The sequence below is a fragment of the Alteromonas sp. ABH2_165 genome, from assembly GCF_056159945.1.
In genome coordinates, this window is sequence record NZ_JBSWWF010000004.1 from 284,692 (window position 1) to 307,893 (window position 23,202).

Below are 23,202 nucleotides of genomic sequence, written 5' to 3' on the forward strand. Positions count from 1 at the left end.
ATCGGCGTTTGGAGACATGGTTGTGGATATTACCGAACTTTTAGCTTTCAGTGTTAAAAATAAAGCTTCTGACTTGCACTTATCGGCTGGGTTGCCGCCTATTATCCGTGTTGACGGTGAAATGCGTAAGCTGAACATCCCTGAGCTTGACCACAAACAGGTTCACGCGCTGATTTATGAAATCATGAACGACAAGCAGCGCAAAGAGTATGAAGAAAACCTGGAAGTGGATTTTTCTTTTGAAGTAAAAGATTTGTCTCGATTCCGTGTTAATGCCTTTATGCAGAACCGAGGCGCTGCTGCGGTTTTACGTACCATCCCCAGTAAAGTATTGTCGCTGGATGACATTGCCGCGCCACCTATTTTCCGTGATCTAATTGATCAGCCAACGGGTTTGGTGCTGGTAACCGGCGCTACCGGTTCGGGTAAAAGTACTACGCTGGCTGCGATGATCGATCATATCAATAACACAAAACGCGACCACATTCTTACCATCGAAGACCCTATCGAATTCGTGCATGAAAATAAAATGAGCGTATTGAACCAGCGGGAAGTGCATCGCGATACACATAGCTTCTCGAATGCACTGCGTTCAGCGCTACGTGAAGATCCGGATGTGGTACTGGTGGGCGAGCTTCGTGATTTAGAAACCATTCGTCTGGCAATGACCGCCGCGGAAACTGGACACTTGGTGTTCGGTACGCTTCACACCAACTCCGCCCCGAAAACCATTGACCGTATTATCGATGTATTCCCGGCAGAAGAAAAAGCCATGATTCGTTCAATGTTGTCAGAATCACTGCGCGCCGTTATTTCTCAAACCCTACTGAAGAAAGTGGGCGGCGGCCGTGTGGCGGCGCACGAAATAATGGTGGGGATTCCGGCCATTCGAAACCTTATTCGTGAAGATAAAGTACCACAGATGTATTCGGTGATTCAGACCGGCCAGGCACATGGTATGCAAACCATGGATCAGGCGCTGCAGAAGCTGGTTGCCCTCGGCGTGATCTCACATCAAGACGCGGCTGCGAAGTCCGTTGATAAAAACAAAATGATGTAAGGAGAACAGGGTGACATTAACGGATTATTTTAAACTTGCCACCGAGCGCGGCGCATCGGACATCTTTATTTCTGTAGGTTTTCCGGTGAGTGCAAAAATTGACGGCCAGCTAACGCACTTAAGCAGCGGGCCGCTTACACAGTTTCAAGCCAAGGAACTGGTACACAGCGTAATGGAAGAACGCTATATAAAAGAACTGAGCGAAAACAAAGAAAGTAATTTTGCGGTGGGTATTAAAGAGATTGGACGCTTTCGTTGCAGTGCGTTCTGGCAACGGGACTCCATTGGTATGGTTGCCCGCCGAATTGTGACGGAAATTCCCACCGCCGACGAACTGGGTTTACCGCCAATTCTAAAAGACATCATCATGAGTAAACGTGGTCTGGTGTTGATGGTAGGGGCAACCGGTACCGGTAAATCTACCTCATTGGCTGCACTCATTCACCATCGAAATCACAATACCAAGGGGCATATTCTTACCATTGAAGATCCCATTGAGTTTATTCATAAACACGGTTCTTGTGTGGTCACTCAGCGTGAAGTAGGCATTGATACCCTGAGCTTTGATGACGCGCTGAAAAGTTCGTTGCGACAAGCGCCTGATGTAATTTTGCTGGGTGAAATTCGCTCCATGGAGACCATGGAATACGCCATGTCGTTTGCCGATACCGGCCATTTGTGTGTGGCAACGCTTCACGCCAACAACGCCAACCAGGCCATCGAGCGTATTATGCACTTAGCGCCGAAGGAAATGCATAACAAACTGTTGTTTGATTTAAGCTTGAACCTGCGTGCGATTGTGGCGCAACAACTGGTGCCGAAGAAAGATGAAAAGGGTCGGGTAGCGGCCATCGAAATCTTGCTTAATTCACCGCTGGTTTCTGATCTCATTCAGAAAAACCGCATCGGTGAAGTGAAAGAAGCGATGAAAAAAGGCCGCGAAATGGGCATGCGTACCTTTGATATGGCATTGTATGATCTGTATAAAGAAGATCGTATTAGTTATGAACAAGCGATTCATCACGCTGACTCACCCAATGATTTACGCCTGATGATCAAACTCGACAGCAGCGAAGGTTCTGAACTGGGCTCGCTGTCAGGTGTCTCAATCGATATGGACTAAGTGAAAAATAAGAGGGGCGATGCAGAAACTTTTCAGTGATGACGACCGGTTTTTGGTGCAGCAGGTTCGCTCTGAGTTGGACGCCGCCAATATCCCTTATTTGGTAAAGAATGAGTACGCGGGCGGCGCTGTGGGTGAGCTCCCCTGGCAGGAAACGCAAATGGAATTATGGCTGCTCGATGAGCAGTGGTTGCCCAAAGCTAAACAAATTGTCGAAGCGCTGAGTCCTGCTGATTTTTCTGGAACCTGGCAGTGCACTGCCTGTGGGGAAACCAATGATGGTCAGTTTTCTTTATGTTGGAAATGCCAGACCGTACACGATGAGCTGGCATTGGGTGACAGTTAGCTAATACTGATTCTCCGCCCAACTGGTAAAAATCACACAGGCAGACACACTGTCGACTTTGTCTTTAGTCAGCTTTTTAAAGCCACCGAGCTCGAATAACATGGCTTTGGCATCGGCTGTAGACAGGCGCTCATCCCAGGTTTCTACTTTCACATTGAAACGGCCTTCAAGACGATTGGCAAAGCGCTTTGCTAGCTGGGTGACGGGTTGCTCGGTGCCATCCATATTTAGCGGCAGGCCAACTATCACTAGGCTAGGTTGCCATTCGTCATAGATCTTCTGCACCAGCGCCCAGTCGGGAACGCCATCTCGGGCTTTTAATGCAGCAAGGGGAGAGGCGGTGCCAGTGATTTCCTGACCCACCGCAACGCCGATACTCTTGGTACCAAAATCAAAACTTAAAACGGAACGGCTCATCTTAGGCGTGGCCCACCTGCGGGGTAAGTTGCCAAACATCCACACCCAGCTTTTTCACCGCCGATTGCCATCTTTGATGCATGGGGGTATTGAACAGAATATCGGTGTCGGCTTCTACCATTAGCCAGGCATTTTCCTGCATTTCCTGCTCAAGCTGACCGGCTTCCCAACCCGCATAGCCAAGCGCAATAAGGGCATGTTCTGGGCCTTGCTGATGACCAATGGCTGAGAGAATGTCTTTCGATGTGGTTACCACCACACCCGGCGCCATTTTCAGGCTAGAGCCCCAATCTCCTTCATCACTGTGTAATACAAAGCCTCGCTCCTGGGACACCGGTCCACCGGCCAGAATGATTTGTTCAGCAATGCTGTCGTTGAAGGTGCCGTCTTTGTCTGTCTGTTCGAGCAGTTCTTTCAGGTTCATGTTAGAAGGCTGATTGATAACAATACCCATTGCGCCTTCACTGTTGTGTTCGCAGATATATGTGATGGATCGCGAAAAATACGGATCATCCAATGACGGCATTGCGATTAAAAAGTGATTTTGCAGGGATTTCAATTCAGTCATTCAACGCTCCTCAGACTGCCAGTTTACTCTCGATGGCATCAAACAGTTTACCCATAATACTGAAATCGAAGTGGGCTTCAATTTCCCGCACACAGGTGGGGCTGGTGATGTTTATTTCGGTAATACGATCGCCAATTACATCAAGGCCGACAAATAATATACGGTTTTTCTTAAGAACTGGCGCAATCGCTTCTGCCAGTGCCCGATCAGATTCGCTAATGGCTTGAGGACGTCCGGTGCCACCTGCCGCCAGATTACCACGAGTTTCGCCTTTGGTTGGTAAGCGAGCCAGGCAATATGGCATCACTTCACCATCCACTATTAATACCCGCTTGTCGCCTTCTTTAATGGCTGGCAAGTATTCTTGTACCATCATTTGCTGAGCGCCGTTTTTCGTGAGCGTTTCGATAATGACGCCCAGATTATTGCCGTCGGGTTTTACCCGGAAAATCGATGCGCCGCCCATGCCATCCAGCGGTTTACAGATAATATCTTCATGTTGGGCGTGAAAATCGCGCACCAATTGCGCATTGCGGGTAACGCGGGTGGCTGGAATTAAATCCGGGAACCAGGAGGTAAAGAGTTTTTCGTTATAATCGCGCAACGCCTGCGGGTTGTTAACAACCAGCGAGCCCTCTGCTTCTGCCAGCGACAGCATTTGGGTTGCATATAAAAACTCGCTGTCGAAGGGCGGATCTTTGCGCATCATCAGCACGTTAATGGCCGACAACGTGATGGTTTCCCGTGGCGATAAATCGTAGAAGTCAGTAGCTTGATCCCGCACGGTAACCTTGCGAACAGAAGCCATGGCCTTGCCGTTGTCCAGATACATATCGGACTGTTCCATGTAATAAATGGTGGCGCCACGTTTCTGGGCTTCCAGCATCATTGCGAAGCTGGTGTCTTTATGAGGTTTTACCGAGGAAATAGGGTCCATCACGAAACCGACGGAATAGGTCATGTTTGCTACTCTTAACTAACGGGAAGATATAACCCTACTATGGCGCTGATATTACGAAAATCAACACCTTTAGCGGGTTATATTGTGCTGAAGCCATGAAATGCGTTGTTGCAATTAGCCTCGCTTCTGAAAAGGAAGCATGAGGATGACCCGGGAACCGCCCCCACGGCGATGCTGTACATGCATGGTGCCATTGAGACCGGATTTAACCTGACGTTGGCAGCGATCAAGACCACCTGCATCAGTATCGACATTGTGGGATACGGATTTAGCGCCGGCCAGTTTCTGCAGCACAGTTCGTGGAATACCCCGTCCCTCATCTTCGATAACCAGTTGCATGGTGTTGGTGCCATTCACGTTATGGGTACTTGCGGAAACCCACATTCTGCCATGGTTCTCATTAGGATATGCATGTTGATAAACATTGAGGAGTAGCTCGCTGAATACCTGAGTGAAGCAACCTGTTGGCAGTGAAAAGCTAAAATCGGCTTCAATATTTAAACAGGGGGTAAGCGCGAAGTGGGGAACAGAATCGGCAATAATGCCAGCAATTGCTCCCACCGTTGCCGATACGGGAAAGTCCTGAACCGGATTCACCGTCATCAGTTCAATATAGTCAGCCAGCTCTCTAATTCGTTCCCGGGCCTGACCAAGCATGCCCAAGCCAGAAGAGCCCGAGCGAATCATTGAATTATGAAACTGATTCAGCCCTTCTTTTGATAGTTGCTTCAGACTCACATTGCGCCGATTTTGTTCGGTAAGCACATTTTGAAATGTGAGTGTGGTATGCACAACATTCAGCTGTGCGTTGATTTCATCAATCAGCCCACAGGCCATGCTGTGAAAGCTTTTTGGCAATGGCTGATGCACTAATTGCGTTACGGCTTGATGATGGCGAACTAACAGCTTGTCGTGCTCTGAACGCAGACTGTGAAGGGCTTGTTCCGTTTGCGACACTTGTTTTTGCAATGTCCAGTTTACGCTGGTTCTGCCCTGTTGCTGTTCGCAATAAGAAAACACTTTCACGATATTGGCGGCCACGGCTTGATAGTGCGCTACTGTGGGACGATCGGGCGAATGTTTATCGCTGCCGGTGATCAACAACGTACCAATACAGCGGTTATCATCTATCAGCGGGAACGACCAATAGCAGGTAATATCGGCAGCGTCGATGTCTTCAGAAAAATCCTGCCAGTGCGGATAAGCAGCAAGATTTTCGATGAAATAGGGCGCTAGCGTGGATGCGGCTTGTCCACAGGCAGTATGTTTGTCACCAACGAGAACCCGGCGAACGGTTTTTAAAAAACCTTCTGGAAGTGAGGGCGCGGTGAGGAGTTGTAGCGTTGCACTGTGGTGAATATGCTGAAGTATGGCAAACCGGTGTCCCGGGGTATGCTGCTCTAAAAAGTGCAGGTAAAGAGTGAGCACCTTGGCTAAAGGTTCCCCTTCAAGAATTTTTTCAAGACAAGTACTGTAAACCTGCTCCAGGTTTAATCGACCTGAAGCAGCAGCGTATTGATGAGCCGGTTGTACCAAATACATAATACGTATTTATTATTTTTCTTATTTGTAGGTCTTTTTTAACCTGATTAAGCCAACAACTCAAGTTTTCCTTGGTTACAAATCGCCGTGCAAAGACTGCAAAATGGAAACTGATGTTAGCGCAGCGGTTTCTGTTCGCAGAATGCGAGGGCCAAGACTCACCGACGAATAGCCGTTTTCATTGGCTTGATGAATTTCCTGTTCAGATAATCCGCCTTCCGGACCAATTAAAAGACGGAATCCATGGGTGCTATATGGCGTTTTTGACAAAGGTTGTTCTGCTCCGGGCGCGAGAATAAGGCGGCTGGCCTGCGTTGGGCTAGCCAACCACTGATTCAGTGTTACGGGGGCATTGAGCTTAGGAACGGTATTGCGACCGCACTGTTCACAGGCGCCGGTAATAATTTTTTGCCATTGTTGGATTTTTTTCTCCCAACGCTTTTCATCCAGCTTGACGGCACAGCGTTGAGTGAGAATTGGCGTGATTTCACTCACCCCCAGTTCTACTGATTTTTGTAAAACGGTGTCCATGCGATCGCCTTTCGATACGCCCTGACCTAAGTGAATAGAAAGGGGGGATTCTTTTCCTATGGTCAAACACGCGTCGGCTTCTACCACCACCTGTTTTCTGCTTACATCGATAATCTGCGCTGAATATTCATTGCCGTCACCATTAAACAATACCACCGGGTGGTTGGCTTTCAGGCGCAAGACCGTGGCAACGTGATGGGCTGCATCTCCGTCTAGCGTAAATTCTTCATCAATAGGAATAGGGGCAGGATGGTATAAGCGGGGGATTCGCATTTGAGGTTATCACTTCAGCATTTCACACAATGACTTATGATAACGATTTTGCAGTGGCGGACGCAACGCCGCCACCTCAAATTACAGTGGGTTAGTTTACCTGAACACTGCCTGTGCGGGTTTCTTTAGAGATTTTGCTCATGTCAGCAGCCTGCGCCTGACGTCGGGCATGAATGGTGTTTTTGCCCTTATCTGAGCTAAGTGCAAAACCCAGAATGAAAAGAACGAGCACAAAAAGAATAGAAAGAAATAACATTGTTAAAATCCCTTAGTTTAGCAAACCCTTACATAGCGATAGCTAAATACCAGATACGTCACGACCACAACATCGGTTCCTGATGTTGAAAAATAATTTCGGTGTAAGTCACTTTACACCGGCATTCTGGCTGTATTTCCAGTTACCAAGTCTTGCCCAGCAAGCGTTGGTGAAATCGAATGTTAGACGAATTGGACGTAAATACCAGCTTTAAAATGCGCTGAAATTATACGATTTTGTAATTAGTCCAAAATTCATAAGGTTAAGAAACACGCTTTTTGCGAAGCCATCAGCTAAGTTCGCGAAGCACTGAATATAGCGATTGCGGATGACAGAAATATTATAATTTTTGCGCTTGTGGTACATAATGGCCATTCATACCAACGTATGTACTTAAAAGCTGGCCAGAAACATTGCGTGATCTAGTTCAAACTTGCTATCGTAAACCCGCACTAACGTAAAGCTTGCGCTACACAAAAAGGAAACCTGTATGGAAGAAAACCTGTCTTTGTTCACTGCTGATGACATTGAACGCTATATCAACGTTTATGCTATTCCGTGGGCAATCAATATTGCCATGGCCGTGGCCATATTCGTTATCGGTCGACTCATCGTTGGCCTGCTACTTTCGATTTTCCGTCGTGTGATGGCGAAATCCAAATACGATGACATGCTGATCAACTTTGTTGAGTCTATTGTCTCAGCCATACTGATGCTGTTCGTTATTGTAGCGTCGCTTGACCAGTTAGGTGTAGATACCACATCGCTGGTAGCGATTGTTGGTGCTGCGGGCTTAGCGATTGGTTTGTCACTTCAGGATTCACTGAAAAACTTTGCCGCGGGTGTGATGCTGCTGGTATTCAAACCGTTCAAGCAAGGTAACTATGTTGCAACAGCAGGAACAGAAGGTATCGTACAAAAGATCGGTATTTTCCACACAGTTATGACCTCGCTGGACAACAAAGAAATTACCATTCCTAACGGTAAAATCTACAGCGACAATATTACTAACTTCTCTGCGAAAGATACTCGTCGTTGTGACATGATGTTTGGTATTGGTTACGACGATGATCTTCTGAAAGCAAAAAGCATTCTGCAAGAACTGGTCGACAGCGAAGAGCGCATTCTGAAAGAGCCTGCGTGCCTGATTGGTGTTGCTGAACTGGGTGACAACTCGGTTAACTTTACCGTTCGTCCTTGGGTTAAGGCATCAGATAATCTGGCTGTGCGCCTGGCATTTACCGAAGCGGTTAAATTACGCTTCGATGAGGAAGGTATTTCCATTCCTTATCCACAAATGGATGTTCACTTCTACAAAGAAGCAGACCGTGTTGCCGAACAGGAAAAAGCGTCTCAGTCAGCCTGATAGCGCGTTTGTTCGTAACACATCAAAACCCGGCACTTGCCGGGTTTTTTCATTCATAATGCGAAAAAATCTCTTTGATTTGTTGTCGAATCCATTTCCGTAATGGATCTTCCTGCGTGCGTGGATGCCACAATTGTTCTATTTGAATGGGAGGCACGTCGAACGGTAAATTCTGCGCTAACAATTGGGAATGTCGTTGGGTGGCATAGTCGGCAATGGGAGCGAGACAGGTAAGCCACAAGGTTCTGCCAACGATAGTATCAGGTAGATTGAGAAACCCTGAAGCACCTGAAACAACCTGACGATTTAAGCCATGTGATTCTAAAGCCTCATCCACAGGACTGCGAAGATCGCCGGTCATGGTTGAAACAACATGACGAGCAGCGGCATACTTTTCTGCGGTAATTGGCGCCGCTTGCGGATTCACCTCTTTGTCACATACCACCTTAAACGGAAATCGAGCAAGAGGCTGGCGATAAAAATGCTCTGGTGCCTTTCTGAAAAAGCCCGCGATGGCAATATCACATTCACCCTGTTCCAGTGCAGCCTGCGGCAATTGCCCCACCGTGTTATGACAAATGATTTTCACATTCGGCGTGTGCTCATGAACACGATCTAGTAATGAGGGTAACAACAGCCATTCGATAAAATCGGTGGCATAAATATGAATTTGATCGACGCGGGTGTGCAGCTCTTTTGCTTCGTGGCGAAGATAAAACTGCTCCAGACTTTTCACCAGGCAACATACATCCTTTGCCATTTGATGCGCTTTCGGTGTAGGGGTGAATCCGCGGCCCGTGCGAATGAAGAGCGGGTCGTCGAACTCAGCTCGGAGTTTATTGAGTTTGTGGCTCATTGCCGGCTGACTCAAGCGTATGCGAGTGGCGGCGCGCTGTAAGCTGCGTTCTTCGTATAAAACCGTAAACAAATAAAGTAAATTGAAATCTTTGCCTGCAATATTCATTTTTTAAAATTAGATCTTTTAAAATATTCATTTATTAAAACACAGATCCGCCCCTATATCTCCTTTACAATCGATTTCTGTCGGGTGGCTAACGCTCGACCAACAAATACCAGCGGAGAAATTAAATGGCAGCATTATTCAGCGCTTTTTCACTTAAAGACGTAACACTACGAAACCGAATTGCTGTACCACCTATGTGTCAGTATATGGCAGAAGACGGTTACACCAATGAATGGCATCAGGCGCATTATGCGTCGCTTGCCCGTGGTGGTGCAGGCTTGGTTATCGTGGAGGCAACCGGTGTTTCTCCAGAAGGGCGCATAACACCGGCGTGCTTAGGGTTATGGGAAGATGGACAAATAGACGGCCTGCGTCGCATTGCAGCGAATATCGAAGCTGCCGGTGCAGTACCCGGTATTCAAATTGGTCACGCAGGAAGAAAAGCCAGTGCAAACAAGCCCTGGGAAGGCGATGATCATATTCCGTCTGGCGAGCCAGGCAGTTGGGATATTATTGGTCCGTCGGCTATTCCCTTTGGTGTTAACCTGCCACGCACGCCTGCTGAAATGACGAAGCAGGATATCGACCGGGTTAAAGCTGACTTCGTTGCCTCGGCTAAACGTGCTGTTGAAGCCGGTTTTAAATGGTTGGAACTGCATTTTGCCCATGGTTATCTGGCCCAAAGCTTTTGGTCTCCAGTTGCGAATCAGCGAGAGGATGAATACGGCGGCAATGCTGAAAATCGCGGGCGTTTCCTGCTAGAAACCTTGCAAGCCGTGCGGGAAGTATGGCCGCAAAATCTGCCGCTCACTATCCGTTTTGGTGTGGTGGAATACGACGGCTCTGACGACACGCTTTTCCCTGAATCCATTGAACTGATCAAGCAGTTCAAAGCCAACGGTGCCGACTTTATCAGCGTTAGCATTGGCTTTAACACGCCAGAAGCACAAATCCCATGGGGACCGGCGTTTCTTGCGCCAGTCGCCGAGCGGGTTCGCCGTGAAGCGGGTGTGCCGGTTGCGACGGCGTGGGGTGTCGATACACCTGCTCTGGCAAATGGCACGGTAGAAAAGGAACAGCTTGATTTGGTGATGATTGGACGCGCCCATCTGTCGAATCCCCATTGGAGCTACATGGCTGCCAAAGCACTGGGCGAAGAGAAGCCTTCATGGGTATTGCCTGCTTCTTATGCCCACTGGCTTGAGCGGTATGCACCAGCGGAAACAGAATAATCGTTTAGTGTGATTGGGGCTGTAAAGTAAAAATCCCGGCATTGGCCGGGATTTTTTATGATATTACTTGCACTTGGGGCGAGTAGCGGTTTTCTGATAATCCGCCATTGCCGCATTCATGTTTGCCTGCAAATTCGCGATACGCGACTGTGGTGCTGGGTGAGTCGATAAAATTTCCATTTGTCGTTGGCCACCGCTAGCCGCTTCCATGTTTTGCCACAAGGTAACCGATTCCCGCGGGTCAAAACCAGCCTGGGCCATCAGCGCCAGACCAATAAGATCGGCTTCAGATTCGTGAGCGCGAGAGAAAGGTAAAGTGATTGCCACCTGTGAGCCTAATCCAATTGCCGCCATAATCGCACCACTATAGGCCACTTCCTGAGAATTAATCACCTGGGCTACCGCCTGGGTGCCAAGGTTCGTTAGGGTAGAAGTGGACATACGCTCATTACCATGGTGAGCAATGACGTGGCCAATTTCGTGACCGATAACGGCAGCAAGTTGCGATTGTGTGGTGGCAACATCAAGAAGCCCGGTATAAACACCAATTTTTCCGCCGGGAAGGGCAAAGGCATTCACCTGTTCATCCTGGAACACAACGACTTCCCATTCGCCGTCGAACACAGATTCGGGAACGTAAGGCGTGATCGATTTCGCCACGCACTGCACATAGCTGTTTTCCACCTGCTTGCTGGATATCTTCAGTTCTTCTTTCATGCCGGTGAAGGCTTGCGCGCCCATTTCGGCCATTTGCGGCTCAGAATACAATAGTACCTGATTACGTCCTGTAGGTGACGTGGCGCAAGCCGTAAGTACAGTCGCCAGCCCGGCAGCGACCAGTGTTTTCATCCGCAGTTTCATAGTATTCCTTGTCTACGTGTTCATCCACATAAGTCTAAACGAAGTGTCTGTTAAATATCACTGATATTGTTAACTAAGTTCTACGTGAGATTAGTTGAAAGAGTTTTCAATTTCCCATCGCCATCCCCTAAACGACTGCAACAAATACGTCACAGAACTGTCGTTCAGTTGTCATAGGGATTCCTTAGGTTGATGAGTTTTTGATGAAGGCAAGTCGTGCACTCATCACAGTACAAATAATAATGATCAGAGGAAACAGCATGTTGAATAACAAATATAAGATGGGTGTACTGGCATTAATGGTGTCAGCCGCATTAACCGGATGCAGCCTGGATGGCGATGATGGTGCACAAGGCCCCCAAGGTGCTCAGGGTGAGCAGGGCGCTAGCGGTGCCGACGGTCAGGATGCCAGCTTAGGTGTGAACCTGGAAGTCGTCGGTCGCGCTGTTGTTGGCGGTGTGGGCGCGGCTGAAATTGTCCAGTATCACGCGTCCACGCAAACAGTGTACGCCACCAATGGCGAGTCTGATACCATCTCGGTTATCAGCATTGCGGATGTTACCAGCGAAGCGCTGGAAGCACCCACTTCCTCTACCAACCTGACCAACACCTCTATTGAACTGCCAACAGAAATTGATGGCGTTGCGTTAGCTGGCCTCACTAGCATTGCTGTGTTCGATGACTTACTGGCCGTTGCTATTCCAGCGGACGAAAAAAGTGACAACGGCTTTGTTGTCTTTTATAGCGGCCTTAACGATAGCGCCCCCGTGTTGCTTTCATCGGTTGAAGTAGGGAACCTGCCTGACAACGTGGTGTTCACACCCGATGGCACAAAAGTGCTTACGGCAAATGAAGGTGAGCCTTCTGACGATTACACCATCGACCCGGAAGGTTCAATTAGCGTGATCAATGTCGCAGATGGCGTACCGGCAGATTCGGCGACTACGCTGACTTTCGAAGGTTTCAACGGCAGCCAGGCTGAACTTGAAGCCATGGGTATGATGTTCCCTAACCCTTCCGGTCGTACCATCAATGGTGCCACCATTGCTACCACGGTTGCCATGGATCTTGAACCTGAATACATCACTGCCACCAACGACATGGCGTATGTTTCTTTACAAGAGAACAACGGCGTTGCAGTTGTTGACTTAGAAGCGATGACCATCAGCATTATCGGTTTGGGCGTGAAAGACTGGGGCGACTACCAAATTGATGTTCAGGAGAACGGCGAAGTCAGCTTTGGCCAGTACGACGGTCTTTACGGCGTATACATGCCCGACACGATTACCAAAATGGAATGGAACGGCGCTACCTTCCTGCTGACGGCGAACGAAGGTGATGCCCGCGAATATATTTTCGAGGCAGATGATGAAGCGGCTTGTTTGGCTGCTGGTGGACTGGAATTTGACGACGGTGACTGCCTGGCGTACACCGATGAAGCAAAAATTGAAGATCTGACTGCTGCAACCAACTCTGAGCTTGCCATGCTGCAGGCCAATGGTGAAGCAGATGACCTACGTGTAACCACGGCGATGGGCGATGCCGATGGCGACGGTGAATTCGATGCTGCTTACACCTATGGTGCCCGTTCTTTCACTATCTGGGATCAGAACGGTCAGGTTGTTTACGACTCTGGTGACGATTTCGAGCGAATCACGGCGTCGGTGCACGGTGCGGCGTTCAATAATGGCGACGACGAAAACGAAGGTGACAGTCGTTCTGAAAACAAAGGGCCAGAGCCAGAAGCGATTGCGGTAGGCACAATTGGTAGTCGTACTTATGCGTTTATTGGCCTGGAGAGAATGGGCGGACTGTTCGCTTATGACGTTACCAATCCTTATAACGTGAGCTTCTCAGCATACGCGATTAACCGCGACTTAACTGAAGGGTTAACGGTTGACGATGGTATTGGCGATCTGGCGCCGGAAAGCATTGTTTTTGTTACGGCGGAACAAAGTCCTACCGGTGAACCTCTGCTGATTGTCGGCAACGAAGTGAGTGGTTCTGTTACACTTTGGCAGGTCACTGCGAACTAACCTGTTCGACGATTTTACTTACATGATCAACCCGGGTTCCGGTAACGGCCCCGGGTTTTTGTTTATCTGAAGTGCCATGACTTTTGATGTCTAAAACGCTAAGCTACGCAAAACCCAACCGATTTGCCTGAACGGTTTTTGCTCCAGCCTGCGTGAAGTCTAACGTTTAGCCATGCAGGTTTCACAACAACACATGTGTCACGACAGATAAAAAGAGAGCTATTCATGTCAGAAAACGTTGTTATTAGTGGTGTGGGTCTGTGGACTCCACAACACGTTATTACCAATGAAGAACTGGTTGCCAGCTATAATGCCTACGCAGATAAATATAATGAAGAAAATGCGGCAGACATTGAAGCAGGTACATTGACTGCTAAACCCCATTCCAGCGCAGAATTTATCGAAAAAGCATCGGGTATTAAACAGCGATATATCTACTGCAAAGAGGGAGCCCTTGATGTAAATCGTATGCGCCCCGATATTGCTGAACGCGGCGACGACGAGCTGTCACAGCAGGCCGAAATTGCCCTTGAGGCTGCCAAAAAAGCGTTGGCTGCGGCGAATAAATCGCCTAAAGACATCGACGCGGTAATTGTATCATGTGCTTACACCCAGCGTTCGTACCCAGCTATTGCCATTGAAGTGCAAAACCAGTTAGGCATTAAGGGCTTTGGTTTTGACATGCTGGTTGCCTGTTCCGCGGCAACCTTTGGTATGCACAGAGCCTGGGAAATGGTGGCTTCGGGGAATGCTCGGGCCGTGTTGGTTATTAACCCAGAACTGGTGTCGCCGCAGGTCAATTACACCGACCGTGACAGCCATTTTATCTTCGGTGATGTAGCAACGGCCACCGTGCTGGAGTCTGCAGAAACGGCCACGTCTGCGCATCAGTTTGAGATTTTAAGTACCAAAGCGGTTACTCAGTTTTCCAACAATATTCGCTCGAACTTTGGCTACATGAGCCGAGCAACCGACGCAGACCCTTATGGCGAAGATAAGCTATTTCATCAAGCGGGTCGGAAAGTCTTTAAAGAGGTTTGTCCTATGGCGGCAAGCCATATAGAAGACCACCTGACTAAACATGGTTTGAAGCCTGAAAATGTGCGCCGCTGGTGGTTGCATCAGGCCAATATCAATATGAATTTGTTGATTGCCAAGCGCCTTTTAGGGCGCGACGCCACCGCCGACGAAGCCCCCATCGTGCTAGACCGTTACGCCAATACCGCGTCTGCAGGGTCGGTTATCGCCTTCGCGTTACATCATCAAGATCTCAGTGCGGGTGATGTTGGCGTACTATGTTCTTTCGGCGCGGGTTACTCTATCGGCAGCCTGGTAATTAAAAAACGATAATCAGCGTGACACGCGTTGGAACGATGAAATAGGGAAGTCATGATTTCTGATATTGGTTACGGTCTGAATGCAGCCGGGTATTTTGTGCTTTTGCTGCTGTTGTTCACTGTGCGCAAGTCAGGGCTTGCCAAACACTTGCTGGTACTTGCTACCATGGCAACCATGGTGTGGTCGCTGAGTTTTGTTACTCAGCTCACCGGCCCTATTTCCGTGAAACAGTTGCTCATCGCAGACTCACTGAAGCAACTCGTTTGGCTGTTGTTTATTGCCGGTTGTCTGCAAGACAACTTTGACAACCTTTGGCAGGTGCTACGACGGCCTGCCACCATTGCAATCCTCACGCCGCCCGCTCTGGCGCTGGTGGCGCCACTCATCACCGTTATTCCGCATACCTGGCAATTCCTGTTTTTAACCGTTCTGTCGTTAGAAGTGCTCATTTTACTTGAGGTGCTCTATCGTCAATCTGGCGAGAACCAGTGGGCGTTCAAGCCGCTGGTACTGTACCTGGGAGCCATTCATTTGTTTGAGTTCGTCATGTATGCGAATGCCACCATGGTCACGCAAATAGAGCTTATCTATCTCGTATCCCGTGGTTTCATTTATTTGATGATGATGCCATTACTGATTGTCGCTATTCGTCGCATTAAGCACTGGGGCGTCGATATCTTTATCTCCCGGGAAGTGGTGCTGCACAGTTCTTTACTGCTGGTGGCAGGTATTTACTTGCTGGTGATGGCGTTAGCGGGTTATGTGGTGAATTTTATCGGCGGTAATTGGAGTTCAACCATTCAAACCGTGCTGGTAGTGCTGTCGATGGCATTGCTGATCACGCTGGTAATTTCGAACAGTATTCGTACCCGCATTAAAGTGTTTATAACCAAACACTTTTTCGCTAACCAATTTGACTACCGGGTAGAGTGGGTAAAACTCACGCAAGCACTCTCGTCGACAGACGGTAGCACCGCCCCAGACTTTTACGGCAATGCGCTTCACGGGCTGCTGGGGGCGATAAACTATGAAAACGGGTTATTACTTAAATCTAACGGCATCGATTTTGATGTAGTTGCCAATGAAAATTTCGACAAGCTGTTGCCGGAAGAAGCCGACATTGTTAAGCAACTCATGCCATTCTGCCAGCAGACTAACTGGCTGGTAGATATTGAAGAATATGCGTCTAAACCGTTTGAATATAATGGCTTACAACTTGATCGGGAAAGGCTTAAAACCTGTCGTTTTCAACTGGCGCTGCCATTGTTCAATCGTGAAAAAATTTGGGGCTTCGCATTGTTGAAAACCAAAGAAAGCGAAGCGCTAGCACTGAACTGGGAAGTGCGGGACTATCTTAACGCGGTTACCGAGCAGGTTGGTACTTACTTACTTCACCATGAAGCCGCCAACGCCGTAGCAGAAAATGCGCAATTCGCTGCGTTTAACCGCATGTCGGCGTTCGTCTTACATGATTTAAAAAACGTCATGGCGCAAATCGACCTTATTCTATGTAATGCCGAGCAGCATAAACATAACCCAGAGTTTATTGAAGATACCTTTGAAACCCTGCATTATACTAAGGCTAGAATGGATAAAATGTTGCGCCAGCTTACGGAGAAGAAGGTCGATGAAACCGGTGTGTTTTCGGCGCATAAGCTTTCCGATTTGATCAACCGCTTAGTGAATAGCCGTTGTCAGTCTTTGCAGCCTCTGCCTACCATTGAAGTAGAAAGCGAAGAAAATGTAGTGGTCGATCCTGAGAAATTCAGCAATGTGATGTACCATTTGGTAAGCAATGCGCAACAAGCAACGTCCTCCGAAGGGTTTGTGCGCATCATTCTTGAATGCGACCCAGCCAGCCAGCAGCAAATTGTGCGTATAGAAGACAACGGCTGTGGCATGGACGAAGCCTTTATAGAACAGCGCTTGTTTAAGCCATTCGATACCACCAAAGGAAACGCGGGCATGGGGATTGGCGCCTATGACGCACGAAATTATATGCAATCTATTGGCGGAAAATTGTCAGTAGATAGCGAAGTTGGAAAGGGAAGTTGTTTTACCCTGGTGTTTCCACTGGACTAACAACACGCACTGTTCCCATAACGAAATACTATTTATGGAATTTTAAGAATGACCGATACGATTCTTGTTGTCGACGATGACCTCGGCATCCAAAAACAGTTGAAATGGAGCTTTACTGATTACGATGTGGTCTTTGCTGATGACAGAACCTCGGCTATTGCTCAGTTACGTCGTCACGAACCGAAGGTTGTAACTTTGGATCTTGGCTTGCCGCCTGATCCCGCCAATGCGTCAGAAGGGCTTAAAACCCTTGAAGAAATTATGGCACTGGCACCACGCACAAAAGTGATTGTGGTAACAGGCAATAACGATAAAGAAAATGCGCTTAAAGCCATCGACCTTGGCGCTTACGACTTTTACCAAAAGCCAATAGATTCAGACACTATCAAGTTGTTGGTGCAGCGAGCATTGAACCTGGCCAACCTGGAGCACCAAAACCGGATCTTGGCGAAGGCGCGTCCTGCCATGGGCCGAATCATTGGTAATTCCGATGCCATTCAAGCGGTAATGCGCAAAGCTGAGAAGATTGCTGGCACCGACATAAGCACACTGCTGCAGGGAGAAAGTGGTACCGGTAAGGAAGTGTTTGCACGCAGCATTCACGAACATAGCCCTCGCAAAGACAAGCCTTTTGTCGCAATCAACTGTGCCTCTATTCCGGAAAACCTGCTGGAAAGTGAGCTGTTTGGTTACGAAAAGGGCGCATTTACCGGCGCCAACAAAACCACTCTGGGTAAAATTGAAACGGCCCAAGGCGGTACACTGTTCCTCGATGAAATTGGTGATATGCCCATTGGCCTGCAAGCCAAGATGCTGCGTTTCTTACAGGAGCGAGTGATTGAGCGAGTGGGCGGCCGCGCCGAAATTCCGGTCGATATTCGGGTGATCTGTGCAACGCACCGTGATTTACAACAGATGGTTGCCGACGAAACATTCCGTGAGGATTTGTATTATCGCGTAGGTGAAATTCCTATTTTCATTCCGCCTTTACGGGAGCGGGAACAGGATATTATTCTGTTGGCGCGCACCTTCCTAAACACCTATCGAGAAGAGTTTAACGCGAAAGCGAAAAGTTTCTCAGACAATGCTATTCAAGCCATGCTGGCGCACAAGTGGCCTGGCAATATTCGTGAAATGCAAAATAAGCTGAAGTCTGCGGTTATTATGGCGGAAGGCTCGGTGGTGCAAGCGGAAGATCTCGGCTTAATGGCACCGCGAGGTGATGCTGAGCCAGAAACGCTGAATTTACGCGAAGTGAGAGAAATGGCGGAAAGCCGTGCCATTCGTCGAGCCTACCAAACGGCAGACAAAAACATGTCAAAAACAGCGGAGTTACTGGGTGTTACCCGTCCTACACTGTATTCCCTGATTGATAAATATCACATGGAAGACATTAAGACTGGCGTTTAGTCTGCGTATACGTGAAGCCTCGTTGTTGAGGCGTTACAATAAACGCTTAATCTGGCCAGTAGATGCTGGCTAGATTATTCAACGACGTTTTGACATTGGTGCCGCTAATACCAAATCTATGCGCAAGGGGCGTAAGCTCATCTGTTGGGTGAAACGCGCCAGTCGCGTTTTCTACGCCTACCCAACAATTCCGCTGAGAAATTTTCGCGGCATACAGGCAATAGTCAGTGAGAGAAAAGGTTTGCTCCCAGCTAAATGCTGCTGAACGTTCCGGCCATAGCGGCAATGCCGAAAACCCTACACTGCAGGTAAGATGGATAACCTCTCCGTTAGCCACCACAAACCGCTTTTGCCTTACCGCTTCAATCAATCGATTTGCCAAATCGGTCAATTCTCTTCTATCGGCCTGCCGACAGATGATCAGAAACTCCTCTCCTCCCCATCTCACTAACAGATCTGTGCTTCGAAATAGCGTCTTTAACACCTGAGTGAACTGCACGAGGACCTGGTCGCCAGCAAGGTGACCGTATACATCGTTAATCCGTTTAAAGTGGTCGATATCGACCAGAAAGCACAGCAGATCTTGTTTGGTAGCATGTTGTAGATGCTCGGCACTGGCGTAATAGTGCTGCACTCGCGTAATTTCACCAGGAAGATGGGCATTCAAAAAGTTGCGGTTGTTCAGCCCCGTGAGCGGATCGCGCATGCTCACTCTTTCTAAGGCTTTGTTGGCCGCTTCTAATTCGGTATTTTTTAATTCGAGTTCACTGGTACGGGCTTTTATCTGTGCAGCAAGGAAACGGTTTTGACGATACTGTTCGTAGCGCCCCCAGCATAAAAAGATGAGCAAAAGGGCTGATACCAACGAACCTAATACAAACATATTATACAAACTGCGCTGTCTGAGTGCTGCGAGTTCCTGTGTTGCCACCAACTGTTGCTTTTCAAGTGAGAGGGTACGAATTGCCAACTTAGCATCGGCACTGGTTTTTGCCAGGTAGGCAGCTTGTTCTTCAGTCAGTTGCTTACTGAATGCCTGTGTGGTGTTATCGGCCAGGTCATAGTCTTGTGAATTTGCCACAGCACAAACACTACAAAACGCAGTGAGAACAAAAATACTGCGGTACCAGAAACTCTTCATCATCATCCTGTCTTGAAAAAGTTAACAGCAAAGGGAAGCAGTAAATGCTTCCCTGGGTGGCCGGAGAGCACTCCATGGCACTCCGTATTGTGAATTGCCTTGTTATTAAGGCAGAAGAATCAGGGGGTATTGTCGGTGAGTACAGACGCTATCTCGCCGTTAATTTGTTTTTCAATCCAGATCCTGATTAATCTGGAACGACATATCCTGGTCGTTTCTGATAACTCACTCAGTTTATCTATGGCATCTTCAGTTAGCGTGAAGGTGGCTCTGCGCATGGGGCCCGTAGGCAACGGTGTAACAACGGGTGCGGGTTCTGGCAACGCGTAGAGTTTTGCACCTGAAGGCTTACCTGCAGCGTAGGTGAGCGCATCATCAATAAAGCTATCAATACTGACTGGCGCCGCAGGTTTAGCTGACAGCGTGGATTTTTTGAGACTGCAAAGGCTCATAAGATTCCCCCTTACCCCGGGACAGAAGCTCTTCGATAATACTGCGAATTTCCGTCGATGCTTTGCCGGTAGGCTCACTTTCCATTACCGACTGGCCGGATTCCTCAGAATCATCATACATGTTGCGACTGAATGTCACGGCATCCAACACCGGCACTTCAAAAGAGCGGCAGACCTCTTTAGCTTCTAATATGCGACTTGCCAGAGAAGGAAGGGAAGGACACTGGGTGATAACGAACGCCGCATTCATAGTGGGGTTAACCATTTTACACGTCGATAAAATGTCTTCCATATGAGGTACGGTTTTCAGGTCGCGACGTTTCGGACGCAAAGGAATAAGAATGTGGTCAGCCACCGCCATGGATGAGCGCAGAGCGAGGTTATCCTGACCACCGCAGTCGATAACGACAAAATCGTAATGTTCCCGCAGACTGAGAAGCTCATTACGGATCTTTCCGTATAGCTGAACGCAGTTAATCGAAGGTAACTTTTCGTTTGCCTTGCGTTCCTGTATCCAGTCTGACGTGGTGCGTTGAGGGTCGCAGTCGACCATCAGCACGCTGGCATTTTTTTCAGTTCGTAAATATACAGCGATGTTTTGTGCGAGACAGCTTTTTCCGCTGCCGCCTTTTTCGCCACCAACTAACACGATCATTGTCAGTTCCTCAACGTTCGCTACAGCAACCACTGCAGCTAATGAATGTGACTGAAAAAGTGAACCTAAGTCCCGAAGAACTATGCTTGTTCGGTAACCCCGCTATCGTGGTCTGCTACACAGACGGTAGACCGGAGGCTTTGCGTCACGGGTTTTCACGCCGCTTTGCCTTTTTCAACAGATTTACTACAGGCATTACAGCCGATTGTGGCTGCAGTAACCAGTTGGTGAGATAGTAGTCAAAACTGAATGCATCCGCCGCATGTTACGGAATATTCAGGGATAAAATAATATACCTTTTATTTCTTTACTACCGGTACTAATAAACCGTATCTGCGCACCGTTTATCCAATGTATAACCATCCTAAACCGGTTTTTATCTGTTACTATTAAGAGGTTATCAATATTTATACCAGCGAGAAGGAGGGGCGAGTGTCTAAGGCTGCCTTATTCAGTGCACTGTTGTTGGTTATCAGCGCGACAACAACCGCAAAGGAAAACGAACTGAGTGACGGATTCGCCGCTTTCAGTCATTTGTATGAAGAGCGGCTAGGGCAGGTGCGAGCCTGTATGAACCGTTCAGTGACGCGTTTTGATGTGTGTTCACCGGCTCTGCGAAACGATGGAAATGCGCCTTATATCCTTCATCACGGAAACAAAACCGCGAAAGTGGCCGTACTGCTCCACGGCCTGAGTGACTCGCCCTTTTATATGACGGGCATTGCCCGCTTCCTGTATGACAAAGGGTTTAACGTGATTGTGCCGCTGAACGTCGGGCATGGGCAGCTAGAAGCCGACGACGAAATGAGTGACAGCCAACTCGATGAGCGCTGGGCTGCACATTTGAATGATGTTATGGCGCTGGCTCCCCAGTTTGGCGACGAAATTTTCCTCGGCGGTTTTTCGACCGGTGGGGCGCTGTCGGTACAGCACTATCTTCATCACCCGGATAATATCAAAGGGCTAATGTTATTCTCTGGTGCACTGGCGCTGGATAGCGGGGTAGAGCGGTTGTCAAAAATCTGGGGAATTAGCCTGGTTGCACGGATGATCGACGGTACCTATGTCACCCAAGGGCCTAATCCATATAAATATCCGACAATCGCCAGCTTCTCTGGGTTGGAGTTAATGGATGTCATTAACGATATACGCGAACAATACGAAGAGGGTAAGACCATCGATATACCGGTATTTGCAGCCCATTCGCAGGCCGATACCACTACGCCCATTGTGGGAATTGAGACCTTGATGGCGCACACGACCACCAAAACAAATACCTTCTTTGTTATTGATGAGAGCTTTAAAACTTGCCATGCCGATGTCGTAGTTAACAGCAAAATGGTGGTAGACATGCATTTCGACGATAGCAACGTGGACTTGCGAGACAACTGTGCCGCACCGCAGGCAAACCCGCTGTTCCGGCAGATGATTATGATGTTAGGCAGCTTTGTTGATGAAGTGGCGGAAAAAGGTTAAAAAGCCATTTGACTCCACATGCCATAACGCTTACCTTTTAGGCATCACGTACAGGAAAAATAATGAACCTTACTACCAGCGCTATCAAGGCAACTAACATCGCTCTTATTATTCTACTCGCTATTCTCAGAAATGGGCGGGTTTGCTAGTACGTAAATAAATTAACTAAAACCCGCCGCGAAGGCGGGTTTTTTGTTCGTCTTCGTGGTTATAAATCAGGAGACGACAGATCATGAACCACCCAATATCCCAGCAATTACAGGCGTTGCATCAGGCTGTTAATAGCAATGATGCCGCCGCATTGCAGCAACTCTACAAAGATGACGCTGTGCTGGTAGATAAGCCTTTTATCTCTGAGCACCGCGATATTCACGGCGCATTACACGAGTTTAAGTCTCGCTATATGCCAGAACATGTAGTGTCCCATGGTGATGAGGTAGTGATTGAAGCGGGCGATACCGCGTTGGTGATCAGTAAGTTGTACCTGAACAGCAAACAGGCCATCGACAAGATGGGCTGCGACTACAAAAAAGCCATTTACGTGTTCCGTAAAAATGAGGGCGGGGAATGGCAATGCGCCATCGACAACTTTTTTGGTGTCGATCTCATTGATTATGTGTAATGGCAGCAGGGCTGATATTGAATTTCAGCCCTTCGCTCCCATATCTGATGCACAGATAATGCGGTCTGCGTATGCTTACGTCCGCAAACAGAAGAATTAAACCGTGAATCACACACCATTACCGAACAGGCAATCCAGCCGGACCATGCAATTTGTGTCCGCTTTTTTGTTGTTCCTGGTGTTAGCTGCTGCAGCAAACAGTGGTCATCGGTTTACTGGTAATGCGTCGACGAACTACGCGCCTTTTGAGCATTACGGCGGCCTGGTACTTTCGCGCACAGATTTGCTGCCTTCAAGACAAACCTTACCTAAAGCGTCTCGTGTTAGCTTTGATGGTAATGGTACTGAATGGACGGAGCAAAACTATCCTCAACCGGCAGTAAACTGGCACCTTCGTGGCATTGTCAGTGAGTCGGTTTATTCCGTTTTATTCACACCGGCGTTTCGCTGGTTCCGCCCCTTACTACGTGCACCACCTCAACCTTAGAAC

General features: G+C 48.3%; 23 protein-coding genes and 1 riboswitch. Of the genes, 12 read left to right on the forward strand and 11 right to left on the reverse strand.

What is annotated here, in order from left to right; translation table 11 throughout:
- Window positions 1-22 precede the first annotated feature (22 nt).
- The 3 genes from ACXAFQ_RS10210 to ACXAFQ_RS10220 are packed head-to-tail and all read left to right on the forward strand — an operon-like array spanning window position 23 to window position 2,529.
- Window positions 23-1,060: a type IV pilus twitching motility protein PilT gene (locus ACXAFQ_RS10210; protein WP_070125090.1), complete on the forward strand. Its 1,038-nt coding sequence runs from the start codon at window positions 23-25 to the stop codon at window positions 1,058-1,060.
- Window positions 1,061-1,070: 10 nt separating this feature from the next.
- Complete coding sequence (locus ACXAFQ_RS10215) at window positions 1,071-2,183, forward strand: PilT/PilU family type 4a pilus ATPase (RefSeq protein ID WP_474821109.1); 1,113 nt, start codon at window positions 1,071-1,073, stop codon at window positions 2,181-2,183.
- 19 nt (window positions 2,184-2,202) lie between these two features.
- Window positions 2,203-2,529 carry a putative signal transducing protein gene (locus ACXAFQ_RS10220; RefSeq protein WP_070124941.1) on the forward strand — a complete coding sequence of 109 codons (327 nt, stop codon included), beginning with the start codon at window positions 2,203-2,205 and terminating at the stop codon, window positions 2,527-2,529.
- On the opposite strand, the gene ruvX is transcribed toward ACXAFQ_RS10220, so the two are convergent.
- The 6 genes from ruvX to ACXAFQ_RS10250 form a co-directional block, all read right to left on the reverse strand.
- Window positions 2,530-2,946 carry a Holliday junction resolvase RuvX gene (ruvX, locus tag ACXAFQ_RS10225; RefSeq protein ID WP_474821113.1) on the reverse strand — a complete coding sequence of 139 codons (417 nt, stop codon included), beginning with the start codon at window positions 2,944-2,946 and terminating at the stop codon, window positions 2,530-2,532.
- A 1-nt stretch (window position 2,947) separates the two neighbouring features.
- Entirely contained in the window at window positions 2,948-3,514 is a 567-nt protein-coding gene (locus tag ACXAFQ_RS10230) for a YqgE/AlgH family protein (RefSeq protein ID WP_474821117.1), read from the reverse strand.
- A 10-nt stretch (window positions 3,515-3,524) separates the two neighbouring features.
- Window positions 3,525-4,475 (reverse strand): glutathione synthase, encoded by a 951-nt coding sequence (gene gshB / locus ACXAFQ_RS10235; RefSeq protein ID WP_474821120.1) that lies wholly within the window; start codon window positions 4,473-4,475, stop codon window positions 3,525-3,527.
- A gap of 114 nt (window positions 4,476-4,589) precedes the next feature.
- Entirely contained in the window at window positions 4,590-6,017 is a 1,428-nt protein-coding gene (locus ACXAFQ_RS10240) for an ATP-binding protein (protein ID WP_474821122.1), read from the reverse strand.
- Window positions 6,018-6,092: 75 nt separating this feature from the next.
- Complete coding sequence (locus tag ACXAFQ_RS10245) at window positions 6,093-6,821, reverse strand: 16S rRNA (uracil(1498)-N(3))-methyltransferase (RefSeq protein WP_474821126.1); 729 nt, start codon at window positions 6,819-6,821, stop codon at window positions 6,093-6,095.
- 91 nt (window positions 6,822-6,912) lie between these two features.
- Entirely contained in the window at window positions 6,913-7,077 is a 165-nt protein-coding gene (locus ACXAFQ_RS10250; RefSeq protein ID WP_170826576.1) for a hypothetical protein, read from the reverse strand.
- 490 nt (window positions 7,078-7,567) lie between these two features.
- On the opposite strand from ACXAFQ_RS10250, the gene ACXAFQ_RS10255 reads away from it, so the two are divergent.
- Window positions 7,568-8,443 (forward strand): mechanosensitive ion channel family protein, encoded by an 876-nt coding sequence (locus ACXAFQ_RS10255; protein ID WP_474821133.1) that lies wholly within the window; start codon window positions 7,568-7,570, stop codon window positions 8,441-8,443.
- Between the two features lie 49 nt (window positions 8,444-8,492).
- Here the strand turns inward: ACXAFQ_RS10255 and ACXAFQ_RS10260 are convergent, their stop codons facing one another.
- A complete protein-coding gene (locus ACXAFQ_RS10260; protein ID WP_474821137.1) occupies window positions 8,493-9,407 on the reverse strand; it encodes a LysR family transcriptional regulator in 915 nt (304 codons plus the stop codon).
- A gap of 125 nt (window positions 9,408-9,532) precedes the next feature.
- On the opposite strand from ACXAFQ_RS10260, the gene ACXAFQ_RS10265 reads away from it, so the two are divergent.
- Window positions 9,533-10,639 carry an NADH:flavin oxidoreductase/NADH oxidase gene (locus ACXAFQ_RS10265; RefSeq protein WP_474821141.1) on the forward strand — a complete coding sequence of 369 codons (1,107 nt, stop codon included), beginning with the start codon at window positions 9,533-9,535 and terminating at the stop codon, window positions 10,637-10,639.
- Window positions 10,640-10,702: 63 nt separating this feature from the next.
- Here ACXAFQ_RS10265 and ACXAFQ_RS10270 read toward each other — a convergent pair whose 3' ends face one another.
- Window positions 10,703-11,500, reverse strand: coding sequence for a M48 family metallopeptidase (locus ACXAFQ_RS10270; protein ID WP_474821144.1), 798 nt, complete (start codon window positions 11,498-11,500; stop codon window positions 10,703-10,705).
- A 260-nt stretch (window positions 11,501-11,760) separates the two neighbouring features.
- Between ACXAFQ_RS10270 and ACXAFQ_RS10275 the strand changes: the two genes are divergently transcribed.
- The 4 genes from ACXAFQ_RS10275 (at window position 11,761) to prsR (ending at window position 18,366) form a co-directional block, all read left to right on the forward strand.
- On the forward strand, window positions 11,761-13,536 hold the full coding sequence (locus ACXAFQ_RS10275; protein WP_474821148.1) for a choice-of-anchor I family protein: 1,776 nt from the start codon (window positions 11,761-11,763) through the stop codon (window positions 13,534-13,536).
- 225 nt (window positions 13,537-13,761) lie between these two features.
- Window positions 13,762-14,886 carry a beta-ketoacyl-ACP synthase III gene (locus ACXAFQ_RS10280; RefSeq protein WP_474821152.1) on the forward strand — a complete coding sequence of 375 codons (1,125 nt, stop codon included), beginning with the start codon at window positions 13,762-13,764 and terminating at the stop codon, window positions 14,884-14,886.
- A 39-nt stretch (window positions 14,887-14,925) separates the two neighbouring features.
- Entirely contained in the window at window positions 14,926-16,956 is a 2,031-nt protein-coding gene (gene prsK, locus ACXAFQ_RS10285; RefSeq protein WP_474821156.1) for an XrtA/PEP-CTERM system histidine kinase PrsK, read from the forward strand.
- A gap of 48 nt (window positions 16,957-17,004) precedes the next feature.
- On the forward strand, window positions 17,005-18,366 hold the full coding sequence (gene prsR / locus ACXAFQ_RS10290) for a PEP-CTERM-box response regulator transcription factor (RefSeq protein ID WP_070124961.1): 1,362 nt from the start codon (window positions 17,005-17,007) through the stop codon (window positions 18,364-18,366).
- 46 nt (window positions 18,367-18,412) lie between these two features.
- On the opposite strand, the gene ACXAFQ_RS10295 is transcribed toward prsR, so the two are convergent.
- The 3 genes from ACXAFQ_RS10295 to ACXAFQ_RS10305 all read right to left on the reverse strand — a co-directional run bounded on the left by ACXAFQ_RS10295 (window position 18,413) and on the right by ACXAFQ_RS10305 (window position 20,614).
- The gene (locus tag ACXAFQ_RS10295) at window positions 18,413-19,447 is read right to left on the reverse strand and encodes a GGDEF domain-containing protein (RefSeq protein ID WP_474821163.1); all 1,035 of its coding nucleotides are present in this window, start codon (window positions 19,445-19,447) and stop codon (window positions 18,413-18,415) included.
- A 179-nt stretch (window positions 19,448-19,626) separates the two neighbouring features.
- Complete coding sequence (locus ACXAFQ_RS10300) at window positions 19,627-19,959, reverse strand: ribbon-helix-helix domain-containing protein (RefSeq protein ID WP_474821167.1); 333 nt, start codon at window positions 19,957-19,959, stop codon at window positions 19,627-19,629.
- Entirely contained in the window at window positions 19,919-20,614 is a 696-nt protein-coding gene (locus tag ACXAFQ_RS10305; RefSeq protein ID WP_474821170.1) for an AAA family ATPase, read from the reverse strand. Before ACXAFQ_RS10305 ends, ACXAFQ_RS10300 begins: the two co-directional genes overlap by 41 nt.
- Window positions 20,615-20,703: 89 nt before the next feature.
- Window positions 20,704-20,794, reverse strand: a riboswitch (cyclic di-GMP riboswitch).
- Between the two features lie 252 nt (window positions 20,795-21,046).
- Here ACXAFQ_RS10305 and ACXAFQ_RS10310 point away from each other — a divergent pair.
- The 3 genes from ACXAFQ_RS10310 (at window position 21,047) to ACXAFQ_RS10320 (ending at window position 23,199) form a co-directional block, all read left to right on the forward strand.
- Window positions 21,047-22,090: an alpha/beta hydrolase gene (locus ACXAFQ_RS10310; RefSeq protein WP_474821174.1), complete on the forward strand. Its 1,044-nt coding sequence runs from the start codon at window positions 21,047-21,049 to the stop codon at window positions 22,088-22,090.
- A gap of 232 nt (window positions 22,091-22,322) precedes the next feature.
- Window positions 22,323-22,712, forward strand: coding sequence for a YybH family protein (locus ACXAFQ_RS10315; protein WP_474821178.1), 390 nt, complete (start codon window positions 22,323-22,325; stop codon window positions 22,710-22,712).
- 145 nt (window positions 22,713-22,857) lie between these two features.
- A complete protein-coding gene (locus ACXAFQ_RS10320; RefSeq protein WP_474821181.1) occupies window positions 22,858-23,199 on the forward strand; it encodes a hypothetical protein in 342 nt (113 codons plus the stop codon).
- The last annotated feature ends 3 nt before the right edge of the window (window positions 23,200-23,202 follow it).

Bases quoted from the DNA above. Each gene is read 5' to 3' on its own strand.
- ACXAFQ_RS10220 (WP_070124941.1), top strand. From the start codon at position 2,203: ATGCAGAAACTTTTCAGTGATGACGACCGGTTTTTGGTGCAGCAGGTT.
- ruvX (WP_474821113.1), bottom strand. From the start codon at position 2,946: ATGAGCCGTTCCGTTTTAAGTTTTGATTTTGGTACCAAGAGTATCGGC.
- ACXAFQ_RS10230 (WP_474821117.1), bottom strand. From the start codon at position 3,514: ATGACTGAATTGAAATCCCTGCAAAATCACTTTTTAATCGCAATGCCG.
- gshB (WP_474821120.1), bottom strand. From the start codon at position 4,475: ATGACCTATTCCGTCGGTTTCGTGATGGACCCTATTTCCTCGGTAAAA.
- ACXAFQ_RS10240 (WP_474821122.1), bottom strand. From the start codon at position 6,017: ATGTATTTGGTACAACCGGCTCATCAATACGCTGCTGCTTCAGGTCGA.
- ACXAFQ_RS10245 (WP_474821126.1), bottom strand. From the start codon at position 6,821: ATGCGAATCCCCCGCTTATACCATCCTGCCCCTATTCCTATTGATGAA.
- ACXAFQ_RS10250 (WP_170826576.1), bottom strand. From the start codon at position 7,077: ATGTTATTTCTTTCTATTCTTTTTGTGCTCGTTCTTTTCATTCTGGGT.
- ACXAFQ_RS10255 (WP_474821133.1), top strand. From the start codon at position 7,568: ATGGAAGAAAACCTGTCTTTGTTCACTGCTGATGACATTGAACGCTAT.
- ACXAFQ_RS10260 (WP_474821137.1), bottom strand. From the start codon at position 9,407: ATGAATATTGCAGGCAAAGATTTCAATTTACTTTATTTGTTTACGGTT.
- ACXAFQ_RS10265 (WP_474821141.1), top strand. From the start codon at position 9,533: ATGGCAGCATTATTCAGCGCTTTTTCACTTAAAGACGTAACACTACGA.
- ACXAFQ_RS10270 (WP_474821144.1), bottom strand. From the start codon at position 11,500: ATGAAACTGCGGATGAAAACACTGGTCGCTGCCGGGCTGGCGACTGTA.
- ACXAFQ_RS10275 (WP_474821148.1), top strand. From the start codon at position 11,761: ATGTTGAATAACAAATATAAGATGGGTGTACTGGCATTAATGGTGTCA.
- ACXAFQ_RS10280 (WP_474821152.1), top strand. From the start codon at position 13,762: ATGTCAGAAAACGTTGTTATTAGTGGTGTGGGTCTGTGGACTCCACAA.
- prsK (WP_474821156.1), top strand. From the start codon at position 14,926: ATGATTTCTGATATTGGTTACGGTCTGAATGCAGCCGGGTATTTTGTG.
- prsR (WP_070124961.1), top strand. From the start codon at position 17,005: ATGACCGATACGATTCTTGTTGTCGACGATGACCTCGGCATCCAAAAA.
- ACXAFQ_RS10300 (WP_474821167.1), bottom strand. From the start codon at position 19,959: ATGAGCCTTTGCAGTCTCAAAAAATCCACGCTGTCAGCTAAACCTGCG.
- ACXAFQ_RS10305 (WP_474821170.1), bottom strand. From the start codon at position 20,614: ATGATCGTGTTAGTTGGTGGCGAAAAAGGCGGCAGCGGAAAAAGCTGT.
- ACXAFQ_RS10315 (WP_474821178.1), top strand. From the start codon at position 22,323: ATGAACCACCCAATATCCCAGCAATTACAGGCGTTGCATCAGGCTGTT.
- ACXAFQ_RS10320 (WP_474821181.1), top strand. From the start codon at position 22,858: ATGCAATTTGTGTCCGCTTTTTTGTTGTTCCTGGTGTTAGCTGCTGCA.